General features: G+C 63.2%; 7 protein-coding genes. All 7 read right to left on the reverse strand.

What is annotated here, in order from left to right:
* Positions 1-38: 38 nt before the first annotated feature.
* Positions 39-3062, reverse strand: a complete 3024-nt coding sequence (locus tag AC6I6U_RS10625) for a multidrug efflux RND transporter permease subunit (protein WP_497881902.1) — start codon at positions 3060-3062, stop codon at positions 39-41.
* 14 nt (positions 3063-3076) lie between these two features.
* Positions 3077-4225, reverse strand: a complete 1149-nt coding sequence (locus AC6I6U_RS10630; protein WP_497881903.1) for an efflux RND transporter periplasmic adaptor subunit — start codon at positions 4223-4225, stop codon at positions 3077-3079.
* Between the two features lie 261 nt (positions 4226-4486).
* Entirely contained in the window at positions 4487-5584 is a 1098-nt protein-coding gene (locus AC6I6U_RS10635) for a DUF1513 domain-containing protein (RefSeq protein WP_497881904.1), read from the reverse strand.
* Positions 5585-5586: 2 nt separating this feature from the next.
* Positions 5587-6651, reverse strand: a complete 1065-nt coding sequence (locus AC6I6U_RS10640) for an imelysin family protein (protein ID WP_497881905.1) — start codon at positions 6649-6651, stop codon at positions 5587-5589.
* Between the two features lie 26 nt (positions 6652-6677).
* Positions 6678-8099, reverse strand: coding sequence for a di-heme oxidoreductase family protein (locus AC6I6U_RS10645; RefSeq protein ID WP_497881906.1), 1422 nt, complete (start codon positions 8097-8099; stop codon positions 6678-6680).
* 326 nt (positions 8100-8425) lie between these two features.
* On the reverse strand, positions 8426-9769 hold the full coding sequence (locus AC6I6U_RS10650; protein WP_497881907.1) for an imelysin family protein: 1344 nt from the start codon (positions 9767-9769) through the stop codon (positions 8426-8428).
* A gap of 161 nt (positions 9770-9930) precedes the next feature.
* A complete protein-coding gene (locus AC6I6U_RS10655) occupies positions 9931-11985 on the reverse strand; it encodes a putative bifunctional diguanylate cyclase/phosphodiesterase (protein WP_497881908.1) in 2055 nt (684 codons plus the stop codon).
* Positions 11986-12195: the final 210 nt, after the last annotated feature.

Raw genomic sequence — 12195 nt, forward strand, 5'->3', positions numbered from 1 at the left:
ATCTGCGCACCTATCGAGCATTTTTCCTGAACCCAGCCTCAAGTATCCTTCTTCGCCAGCAGGCTGTAGACGCATGGCAGCACGAACAGCGTAAACAGCGTACCCACCGACATCCCGGTGGCAATCACCATGCCGATGTCGAAGCGACTGACCGCCCCCGCGCCGCTGGCGATAATCAGTGGCACCATGCCAAAGACCATTGCTGCCGTGGTCATCAGTACCGGCCGCAGGCGAATCGCCGCTGCCTCTTCGACGGCCTCGCGGGCTGACAGGCCCTTGTCCCGGCGCAACTGGTTGGCGAACTCGACAATCAATATCCCGTGCTTGCTGATCAGCCCGATCAACGTCACCAGACCTACCTGGGTGTAGATATTCATGCTCGACCAGCCCAGGAACAACGGCACCAGCGCTCCGCAGATCGACAGCGGCACGGTCACCAGGATCACCAGCGGATCGCGGAAACTCTCGAACTGTGCAGCCAGCACCAGGAAGATGATCGCCAGGGCCAGGCCGAAGGTCACCCACAAGGCGTTGCCCTCCTGGACGAACTGTCGCGAGGCGCCGGCGTAGTCACTGGCAAATCCCGTTGGCGCTTCTTCGACAGCGATCTGGCGAATGGTCTCGATGGCTTCGCCCATGCTGACGATCGGTACCCCGGAAACGATGGCCGAGTTCAGTTGCTGGAACTGGTTCAGTTGCCGGGGCCGGGCGCGATCCGACACCTTGATCAGGGTCGAAAGGGGCAGCAGCTTGCCTTCGCTGTTCTTCACGTAATAGTTGTTCAGCCAGTCGGGATTGTCCCGGTAGGCACGTTCCACCTGGGCAATCACCTTGTAGCTGCGGCCTTCGAGGGTGAACCGGTTGATCTCGGCCTCACCGAGCAGGGTCGCCAGGGTGGCGCCCAGGTCCTGCATCGATACCCCCATCTGCGCCGCCTTGTTGCGGTCGATATCCACCACGACTTCGGGCTTGTCGAAGGCCAGGTCGATGTCGAGAAAGGCGAACTTGCCGGATTCCAGCGCGCGTTTCTTGATCCGCCCGGCCACGTCCAGCAGGGCGCTGTAGTCGCTCGGGGTATTGAGCACGTACTGGAACGGCAGGCCCTCGCCGGTGCCCGGCAGCGATGGCAGGTTGAAACCGAAGACCTGCAGGCCGCTGATGCTCGCCAGCTTGCCCTGGACCTCGGGCAGGATCTGCATCTGCGTGCGCTGGCGCTCGTCCCAGGGCTTGAGCAGGAACCCGCCGATACCCGACTGCACGCCATTGAAGCCGTTGATCTGGAATGACGAGTAGTACTCCGGGAACTCCTTGAAGATGGTGATGAATTCGTCGGTGTACTGGTTCAGGTAGTTCAGGTTGGTGGGCTGCGGCGCAGTGGCCATCATGAAGATGATGCCCTGGTCCTCGTTGGGCGCCAGTTCCGACTGGGTGAACTTCAGTAGCAGCGGAATCAGCCCGAGAATGATCACCGCGAACACCACCACCACCGGGCGGGTGTCGAGGGTGCCATGCAGCAGCTTGCGGTAGCGGCGCTTGAGGCGTTCGAACAACTGGTCGAGGCGGTGTGCCAGGCCCGTGGCATTTCCATCATGGCGTAGCAGCAGGGCACACATCATCGGTGACAGGGTCAGGGCGACCACGCCGGAAATAACCACCGCGCCGGCCAGGGTCAGGGCGAACTCCTTGAACAGCGCACCGGTCAGGCCCTGGAGGAAACCGATCGGGGCGTAGACCGCTGCCAGGGTGATGGTCATCGACACCACCGGCAGGGCAATCTCCCGTGCGCCCTCGAGGGCTGCCTCCAGCGGTGTCCTGCCTTCCTCGATATGCCGGTGGATGTTCTCCACCACCACGATCGCATCGTCCACCACCAGGCCGATCGCCAGCACCATCGCCAGCAGGGTCAGCAGGTTGATCGAATAGCCCATCAACTGCATGAAAAACAGCACGCCGACCATCGACAGCGGAATGGTGATGACCGGAATCACCACCGAACGCAGGGCGCCGAGGAACAGGAACACCACCACGATGACGATCAGTACCGCTTCGAAGAGGGTCTTCACCACTTCGTTGATCGAGGCCTGGATGAACAGCGTGGCGTCGTAGGCGATTTCCGCCTTGAGGCTGGTCGGCAGTTGGGCCTCCAGCTCGGGCATGATCTTGCGCACCTCCTTGATCACGTCCAGCGGGTTGGCCCCCGGCGTGGCCTTGATGCCGATATAGACCGACGGCGTGCCGCCGAAGGAACTGATGGTGTCGTAGTTTTCCGCGCCCATCTCCACGCGCGCCACATCACCGAGCAGCACCCGGCTGTCACCGGCGGTCTTGAGGGGGATCGCAGCGAACGCCTTGGCGGACTTCAACTCGGTGCTGGCGTTGATGCTGGTGACCACGTACTCGCCCTTGACCTCGCCGGCCGCGGACAGGAAATTGTAGTGGCGCACTGCATTGGTCACGTCCGCCGCGCTGAGGCCGAAGCCGGCCAGTTTCACCGGGTCCAGCCACAGGCGCATGGCGAACACCTGGTTGCCGAGAATTTCCGCCTCGGCCATGCCCGGCAAGGTGGCCAGCTTTGGCTGGATGACCCGCGAGAGGTAGTCGGTGATCTGCGGGTTGCTCAACTGGTCGCTGAAAAAGCTGATGTACATCAGCGCCGAGGCGTCGGCGGCTTCCTTGCTCAGCACCGGATCCTCGGCGTCCTGGGGCAGCTTGTTCTTGACCTCGTTGGCCTTGGCCAGCAGTTCGGTGAACAGCCGGTCGCTGTTGGAGCCGATCCGCGCGTAGACCGAGATCACCGAGAAGTTCTGCCGGCTGACCGAGGTCATGTAGTCGATGCCCTCGGCACTTGCCAGGCTCTGTTGCAGCGGCTGGGTGATGTAGCCCTGGATGGTCTCGGCGTTGGCGCCGGGGTAGGCGGTGGTCACCGTGATCAGCGCGTTTTCCATCTGCGGATACTGGCGCAGTGGCAGTTTGCTGTAGGCCTGGAAACCCAGCAGGAGGATCAGCAGGCTGACCACGCAGGCCAGCACCGGACGGCGGATGAACGGATCGGTAAAGGCCATGATCGACTCCCTGATCAGTTCGCTTGGGGGGCGGTGGTCGTGGTGGGAGCCATCTTGTCCGGACTGATGGCTATGTGCGCACCATTGTCCAGTTTCAACTGGCCGCCGCTGACCACCTGTTCCCCATCCTTGAGGCCCTCGACCACCTTCACCAGGCCGTCGCGTCGCTCGGCGGTCTTGATGAAGCGCCGCTGCGCCGTCAATTGCGGCTGGCCGTCGGATTCTTTCAGTACCGTGCCGTCCTCGGCCTTTTTCTCGGCCACCACATACACCGAGTTGCCGTAGAGGGTGTAGGTGACCGCGCTTTCCGGGATCACCACATAGGGTTGCGGGTCTGGCAGCAGCACCTGGAGGTTGGCGAACATGCCCGGCAGCAACTTGCCGTCGGGATTGGCCAGGGTGGCACGGACCAGCACATTGCGGGTGGTTTCATCGACCTTCGGGTTGATCGCGCTGAGCAGGCCCGCAAAGACCTCCTGGCCATAGGCGGCGACACTCAACTGCACCGCCTGCCCGACGGCCAGCTTGGGCACGAACTGTTCGGGCAGGTAGAAGTCGACGTAGAGGCTGCTCAGGTCCTGCAGGGTGGCGATGACCGTGCCACTGGCGAGGTAGTCGCCAACGTCCACCTGGCGGATGCCGATGGTGCCACTGAAGGGAGCGAGGATCTTCTTCTTGGCCAGGGCCGCCTTGAGTTGGTTGACCGTGGCCCGGTTCTTTTGCCGGACGGCCGAGAGCCGGTCGAATTCGCCCCGGGAAATAGCCTGGCTGCCGACCAGCCTGGCGCCCCGGCCGTAGTCCAGTTCGGCCAGGCCGAGATCAGCCTGGGCCGTTTCCAGCAACGCGCTTTCGACATCGCTGTCGAGTTGCAGCAGCGGTTGCCCGGCCTTGACCTTCTGCCCCGATTCGAACTGCACGGCCTTGACCGTGCCAGCGACTTCCAGGCTCAGGTTGACGCCCTGCAGCGCCTTGAGCGTCCCTACCGTGGGCAGGCGCTCCTGCCAGGGGCGGGCGTTCGCGGTGACGGCAGCGACCTGAATGGCCGGCTTGGGCGCGGAGTAGACCTGGATTTGCCTGTAGATCGAAAAGCCTTTGTAACCGGCGAGCGCCAGTACGACAAGCAGGACGAGACCCAACATGATCAGCATGCGGCGACGCAGCATATTCCAGTTCCTTGGAGACGAGGCGAGTGGAAGGTCGAACAACCGCCTTGCACGATAACCGCCGCACCCAGGCGTCGCCTTGAAGCAATGTCAGTAGATATTACGCCAATGGCGTGAGTTGAGAAGAGGGGGAGATATGTGGTGGCTGGTCGGGCCCTTTCGCGGGCAAGCCCTGCTCCTGCATGAGGGTGGTGTGCGGTAAACGTGAATACGCCGCCACCCTGTAGGAGCAGGGCTTGCCCGCGAAAGGGCCCGAGAGCTCTACACCAGATGCAGATGGTTATCCCAGAGCCCCGCAGGCAGCTCCAAGGGTTTTGCTGTCAGCTCTTTCTGGCGGCAATCATAGAAACGACAACGGCCCTGGCCGGAAGTGACCACGAAGCCGTCGGCCACCGCTCCGACGCCAGCACAGTCGGGCAGGGGCGCATCCAGGCGCAGTTGGCCGCTGTCCAGCTCCCAGATGAAGAACCGGTTGCCCCGCGGTGCCGTCAACGCCACCAGCCGCAGTTCGCTGTGCACCGCGACGCTGGCGGTGTAGTGCCCCATCGCCTGCAACTGTTGCTCGGCCACCGGGAAGGCCATGAACGGTTGACCAGGGCGCTTGATCGCCAGCAACTCGGACGACTCATGGGAAGGGCCCATGAACTGCTGGCCGGCGACGATGGTGCCGTCGTTGGCCACGCCCAGGTGGCGGATGCTATTCATCTGCTGGGCCAGGGTTTCCTTGCTCAGCAGGGTACCGTCGCGTTGCATCAGTACCAGGCTCGGCTCCATGGCGTCGAGGTTCATTTCCACCCGGCTTTCGGCTTCGGTCCGGATGCCGCCATTGGCGACGACCAGGGTTTCGCCATCAGGCATCCACGAGACCTGGTGCGGCCCGATGCCATGGGTGGATATCTCGCCACTACGGACCAGGCGCTCGCCTTCGAACCGATAGACTCCGAGCAGGCCACGGCCGGGATCGCGGGTGTCGTTCTCGGTGGCGTACAGCCATTCGCCGTCCTTGTGGATCACCGCATGGCCGTAGAAGTGCCGGTTCGGCTGCGAAACGAGGGTCTGCAGCAGGCGTCCGTCACGCAGGTCGATCAGGTAGCTCTCGGTACCGGGCCTTCGGGCGATGAACACTGCCAGGGGCAGCGTCGGGTGGTTGATGATGTCGTGGCAGCGCTGGCTGACCGGGGTCGCGAAGACCTGCTTGCCATCCAGTCGGTAACCCACGGCATAGTGTCCGCCCTCGCCATCGTCGCGGGCCGAGAGTAGCAGCGGGCTGTTGCCTTTCTGTCGAAACAGGGTCCAGCCACCCAGCGTGATCGCGCTGAGCAGCAGGCTACCCAAGGTCAGGGCCTGGCGTCGCAACATCATCAGTCACCGTCGTTGGCATTGAAGCCCAGTTGGATGCCCAGCGCCTTGGCCAACTCGCCTTCATGCAGGCGATGGACGACGTTGAGGCTGTCATAGAGGTCGTTGAGTTGCTGGCGACCGGCGTCGTCGCCGAGCATCTCGGTCAGCGAACGCTGGTTGCTGGCGAACAGTTTCAACGACGCGGCATAGGCGGCGTCGATCTTGTCGGCCAACGGCTTCTGCTCGGCCGGCAGCAGGCCACGCAGGCCCTTGTTGTCGACCCCGACCCAGACGGTCCGGGCGGCCGCCAGGCTGGCTTCCAGGCCCTGCAGCGAAGACTGGCTACGCCAGGCGTCGGCCTGGAACGGTTGGGCGATGCCCTTGGCCTGGCGACCCATCGGCGTGCCGAGCTTCTTCTTCAGGGTGTCCAGCGCGGTCACCTGGACCCGCAGCAGATCGGCGATCGCCTCGTGGGAGTCGGCGTAGCGCTGGTTCGGGAATTTACTCATTTGCGCGAGCATGCCGTCGTTGGTGTTCCAGCGCGACAGGATCTCTTCGGCGAGGGTTTTCTGGCGTTCGCCGATGGCTGTCAGCAGTGGGCAGTAGCGGGCTTTCTGGGCACTGTCGGCCATGTCGATCTTGCTGTCGAACAGGATGTATTCGTAGGCCGACAGGCCCTGCACCACGACGCTGGACTTGGCCAGGGTGGCGGCATCGATCTGCGGTTGGGCGGTGACCAGTTGCTCGACCTGGCGGCCGACGAGGTTTTTCTTGTCCGGCCAGAACTGCACCTGCCATGAGCGATTGCCTTCGGCCAGTGGCCCGATCAGCAGCGGTTGCAGTTCGGCCCAGGCTTTCTGGGCGTGGAGGAAGTCGGCACGGGCGGTGTCCAGGCTGGCCTTGCCCTCACAGAAGGCCAGGGCGCTGACCGCCAGTTGGCGGTCGGCATCGACCCAGCGGCTGTAGGTCGGCAGGATCACCTGCTTGGCGATGGCCGCCGAGGTGATGGCCTGTGGGTCTTGCGGCGAACAGGCGCCGAGGGCGATGGCGGCGAGGCTGGTGAACAACAGTTTGGGGCGGAACATGTCCAGGTCCTCTGGTTAAGGGTTGCTTATAGCGAATTCAGGAAAGCCAGCAACGCGGCGCGCTGCTCGGCATTGAACGACAACACGCGCTGCTGCGCCGGCAAGGCTTCACCGCCGTGCCAGAGCACGGCTTCGAGCAGGTTGCGGGCGCGGCCGTCATGCAGGAACTGGGTGTGGCCGCTGACCGTCCCGGTCAGGCCGATGCCCCACAAGGGCGGGGTGCGCCAGTCACTGCCGCTGGCGAGAAACTCGGTGCGGTTGTCTGCCAGGCCCGGGCCCATGTCATGCAGTAACAAGTCACTGTAGGGGCGGATCACCTGGCCGGCCAGCTCCGGCTCGGCGGCAGTGGTGGATGTGGTGAATTGCGGCGTGTGGCAGTTCTGGCAACCGGCCTGATGGAACAACTGCTTGCCGGCCAGCACCTGGGGCGCGCCGACGTCGCGGCGGACCGGGACCGCCAGGTTGCGGGTATAGAACAGCACCAGGCGCAGGATGTTGTCGCTGACTTCCTGCTCGCCGTCGGCGCCATTGCCATTGGGCGCGTTGCGACAGGCAGTCTGGGTGGCGGTGCAGTCATCGAAGGGCCTCAGTGTCGTGGTGAGGCCCATATCACCAGAAAACGCGTGAACGTTTTGTTGATTGAGATTCGGTTGTCCGGCTTTCCAGCCGAAGCGGCCGAGTACGGTCTTGCCCTGGGCGTCGTCCCAGACCCGGTTGGGGCGGCCGGCAATGCCGTCGCCTGGCGGATTTTTCGCGTTGGCGAGAATGGCTTCCTCGGGGATGGCCTCCAGCAGGCCCAGGCCGATCATCGGCGGCGCGATGCGCGCGGAAAAGCGCGTGTCCGGGTGCATCGGGCCATAGCCCAACTGGCTGATCCGCAGGCGTGGCTGGCGCAGTTCGACTTCTGTGCCGTCCTTGAAGCGCACCGGCAGCGGTGTGTACTCGACCCGCACCTTGCCTTCCGGCGCCACGCCGGGAATGGCCATGTCCTGCAACTGGCCGCCATAGACCGGCTCGGGTACCACGCCTTGCTGCTCGATCAACCTGGCGTACGCCGGGGCGTTGGGGATCGACAGGCGCACCAGCATCGACACGGCGTTGTCCGAATCGGCTTGCGGTGGATGGCCGCGTCCGTCCCTGACATGGCAGTTCTGGCAGGCGTTGGTGTTGAACAGCGGGCCCAGGCCATCACGGGCGGTGGTAGTCGACGGGGCGATCACCCAGGGGCTGCGGAAGAAACTGTTGCCGACACTGAAGTCCAGGCGGCGGTTCGGCGATAGATTGGCCGCCGGCAGGGAGAAGGCGTTGCGATCGGTCCTGTTCACCGTGGTCCCGCCACCGGAGCGCGCTTCGCCGGGTTCCGGCGCGCTAAAGCGCGCGGCGTCATCGCAGGCACTTAGGCCAAGGGCCAGGAGCAGCGACGACAGGCGAAGACGTAACGAAGGCATGGGCATGGGAGCAGGATTCGGGACAGGGCGCGAATTTTATCGGGCCGGGACTGGGCAAGTGTTTGCCCAGATCAGTAAATTTTGTGCTGGACCAACCGTTATCCGTGACGGTATCACCTGCTTCTGGCAAGTGGGTTCGCTTGTGGCGAGTGGGCTTGCCCACGCTCGGCTGCAAGGCAGCCGTGAAACCAGCCAGCGCATTCTTCCTGAAACAACGCGGTCATCGGTCTGGGGCCGCGAGGCGGCCCAGCGTGGGCAAGCCCACTCGCCACAAACATCCGTCTACAGGACCGCCCCTCTGTTCAGTAGGGGCGGCCAGGCGTCGATCAGAACTCGTGGTCGGCGTTATCCGGGTTCAGGTCGCTGATACCCAGCTTGCCGGCAGCCTGTTCGATCGAGCCGGTCTGCTTGACCAGGGCGGCGATGGCGTCACGGACGATCTTGTTGCCCGCGTCGTTGCCCGCAGCGATCAACTGGTCGTAATGCTCGCCCTTGTTGGCATGGTCGACCATGACCTGGATCTTCGCTTCGGTGCTTTCCAGGTCGCCCTTGAGCGCGCTGTCGGCAGCCGGGTCTACCTTCGCCACCAGCGACGACAGGCTCGGGCCGGTCAGCTTGGTGCCGTCGGTACGGGTGTATTCACCCAGGTAGACGTTGCGGATGCCCTTGGCATCGTAGAAGTGCGAGTTGTGGGTGTTGTCGCTGAAGCAATCCTGTTCGTCTTCCGGCGAATTGGCCTCCAGGGACACTTTCATCCGCTCGCCCGCCAGTTCGCCCAGGGACAGGCTGCCCATGCCGAACAGCATCTTGCGCAGGCCGCTCTCGGCCGGTTCGGCTTCCAGGCTGGCCCGGTAGTTGTCGGCCACGTTCGGCTTCCAGTTGCCGACCATTTCTTCCAGGTCGCTGACCAGCAGTTGGGTCACGGCCTTGAGGTAGGCGCGGCGACGATCATTGTGGCCACCGGTGGCACCGGCACCTTCGAGGTAGTCCGAAGCCGGACGGTTGCCGGCGCCCGGGCCAGTGCCGTTGAGGTCCTGGCCCCAGAGCAGGAATTCGATGGCGTGGTAGCCGGTAGCGACGTTGGCCTCGGAGCCGCCCAGTTCGTTCAGGCTGGCGAGTTTCTCCGGAGTGATCTCGGTGACATCGACCTTGTCCTCGCCGATCTGGATCTGCTTGTTGGCGATGATGTTGGCGTTGGCGCCCGGGTTGCCCAGGGCGTGTTCGTAGGAGGCGTCGACGTAGTCGATCAGGCCTTCGTCCAGGGGCCAGGCGTTCACCTGGCCTTCCCAGTCGTCGATGATGGTATTGCCGAAGCGGAATACTTCGCTCTGCAGGTAAGGCACGCGTGCGGCGACCCAGGCGGCCTTGGCGGCCTTGAGGGTGTCGGCGTTCGGCTTGGCTAGGAAGGCATCGATCGCCTGTTGCAGAGTCTTCGCGGTGGATTCGGCATCGCTGTACACGGCGAAGACCATATCGGCGTAATGCGCGACCACGGCCTTGCCAGCGGCCTCGTCAACCTTGCCGGCAGCGTCGCTGGCAGGCGTGGCCGGAGCGCTGGCGGCCGGGGTCGGCGCGGCGGCTGCGGTTTTTTCCTTGTCCTTGTCGCCACAGCCGGCGAGGGCGATGGCAAGGGCCAACAGGCTGGCGGTGGCCAGAGGCATGCGAATCATGGCGAGTATCCTGCTTCGAGAGGTTGGACGAGTGCGCGCGGGGATGCGCAAAACCGGCACATAATGCGAAAGATATGCATTTTGTGTAAAGGATTAGTCGTTGAAATATTTACTAATAATCTGCTGATTGATTGCTGTTTAATATATGCGTAGTGCGGCGATTATTGGAGCATCGCCGCGTTACTGCGCTGGGCCTGCTTGAGGTAGATGCCCAGTTCACGGGCCGGCAATGGCTTGCTGTAGTGATAGCCCTGACCCTCATGACAACCTTCGGCAATGATGTAGGCCTCCTGCTCGACGGTTTCCACGCCCTCGGCGATCACCTGCATGCCCAGGCTCTTGCCCAGTTGGATGATCGCCCGGACGATGGTCGCGTCGTCGTCATCGTCCAGCAGGTCCTGGACGAAGCTCTTGTCGATCTTGATCTTGTCCAGCGGCAGGCTCTTGAGGTAGCTCAGCGACGAGTAGCCGGTACCGAAGTCGTCGATGGCGATCAGCGCGCCGGAGCGACGCAGGCTCAGCAGATGCTGGGCGGCGGTGCTGATGTCTTCCATCAGGCCGGTTTCGGTGACTTCCAGTTCCAGGCTGCGCGGTGGCAGGCGGTAGATCTGCAACAGGTTGTTGACCACCCGCGGCAGTTCGGCGTGGTGCAATTGTACAGTGGACAGGTTGACCGCCATGCGCAGGTCGGTGAAGCCCAGGTCGTGCCATTCGCGCAGTTGCCGGCAGGCCTGGTCCAGCACCCATTCGCCGATGGCGATGATCGTGCCGTTCTGCTCGGCCAGCGGGATGAACTGGTCCGGCGGTACCAGGCCGTGTTCCGGATGCTGCCAGCGGATCAGTGCCTCGACCCCGACCACGCGGTGGTCGCGGTAGCTGATCTGGGGCTGGTAGACCAGGTAGAACTGGTTGCGGGCCAGGGCTTCGCGCAAGTCCTTTTCCAGCTCGCGGCGGCGGCGCATTTCGCTGTCGACGCTGGCGATATAGAACTGGTAGCGGTTGCGCGAGCGGGTCTTGGCCAGGGTCATGGTCTGTTCGGCTTTCTGCAGCAGCTTCTCGGTGCTGTCGCCATCTTCCGGGAACAGGGTGATGCCGATGGTTGCCCGCAGGCGGATCTCCTGCTGGTCGACGGCGAACGGCGCTTCCAGGTCATCAAGGATGCTTTGCGCCAGTTCGGCAGCCTCGTAGGGCTGCTCGATATCGGCCTGGACCAGCGCGAACTGGTCGCCGCCCAGCCGGGCCAGGGCGCCGAGGCGGCCGCTATGGGCACGCAGGCGATCGGCCAGGGCCAGCAGCAACTGGTCGCCGGCCTGGTAGCTGAACTGTTCGTTGATGCCCTTGAAGTCATCGAGGCCGACCACGAGTACCGCGACCCGTCGCTGCAGGCGACCGGCGTCGATCACGATCTTGTCCAGTTGCTGTTGCAATTGCAGGCGATTGGGCAGGCCGGTGAGGAAGTCGTACTGGGCCATGCGCAGCAGGCTGTTTTCCGCTTCGTGGCGCAGATGGGTATTGCGTTCGATCGAGGCCAGCAATTGGTTGGCGGTGTTGATCCAGATCCCCAGCTCGTTGGTCTCGTGGCCCTTGAGCAAGGGCAATTGGTTGGCGGCGGGGCGATCCGGGTTGATGGTGGTCAGGTGGTCGATGATGCGCGACAGCGGCTTGGTCAGCAGCCAGTGATACACCAGGTACAGCACCAGCCCCATGAGCAGTGCCCGTAACACCCCGGAGATGAAGATGATCACCGAACTGACGATGAAACCCTGGCCATAGGTCGCGGTGTCGAGGGTGATGCTCAGGTCGCCGTAATACTCACTGTAGGGTCCACGGCCAACCAGTTGGGTAGTGAAGGTGCGCTCCTGGCCGAGGATCAGGTCGGTGAGCCAGCGGCTGGATGAGGTCTGCAACTCGCGGGATTTTTCCGCGAGCATGGTTTCATGGGGATGGCCGATGGAGGCCATGCGCACGGATTTATCCTGGAACAGGCCTTCGATCACCTGCATGCCCATTTCCCGGTCGAGGCTGTAGACGGCCTGGGTCGAGGGATCGCGGAACATGTCGAGAATCCGTTGGGCGTCGCTGGCGACCGCCTCACGGGTTTTGTAGGCGTCGAACACGATTTGCGCACAGCTCAGTACCACGCCGACAATCAACGCCGACAGCAGCACGACCCGGAGCAACTTCACCGACAAGCTGTTCTTGAGTTCCAGCTTCAAAGGGCTATTCCTTGTTCCGTGCGGGTAGCATCAAGTAGCCATGAGTATTGGCAATCCGGCCCCGGCAGTCAAAGGGACAATGCGGCCGGAGATGATCGGTGCGTATGCTTGGCCAAAATGCGGTTTTCCGTCCCTTTGGGTCATTAGGTACTGTGTCGGTAAGACGGAGGCCTAACTTGAGGGTACCTCTTTCAATTTAGCTGACCTTGC

The organism is Pseudomonas sp. UTLPPB19802 (assembly GCF_059730225.1).

Excerpts from the sequence above, each read along its gene's own strand:
- AC6I6U_RS10645 (WP_497881906.1), bottom strand. The coding sequence starts at position 8,099 with ATGCCTTCGTTACGTCTTCGCCTGTCGTCGCTGCTCCTGGCCCTTGGC.
- AC6I6U_RS10635 (WP_497881904.1), bottom strand. The coding sequence starts at position 5,584 with ATGTTGCGACGCCAGGCCCTGACCTTGGGTAGCCTGCTGCTCAGCGCG.
- AC6I6U_RS10625 (WP_497881902.1), bottom strand. The coding sequence starts at position 3,062 with ATGGCCTTTACCGATCCGTTCATCCGCCGTCCGGTGCTGGCCTGCGTG.
- AC6I6U_RS10640 (WP_497881905.1), bottom strand. The coding sequence starts at position 6,651 with ATGTTCCGCCCCAAACTGTTGTTCACCAGCCTCGCCGCCATCGCCCTC.
- AC6I6U_RS10650 (WP_497881907.1), bottom strand. The coding sequence starts at position 9,769 with ATGATTCGCATGCCTCTGGCCACCGCCAGCCTGTTGGCCCTTGCCATC.
- AC6I6U_RS10630 (WP_497881903.1), bottom strand. The coding sequence starts at position 4,225 with ATGCTGCGTCGCCGCATGCTGATCATGTTGGGTCTCGTCCTGCTTGTC.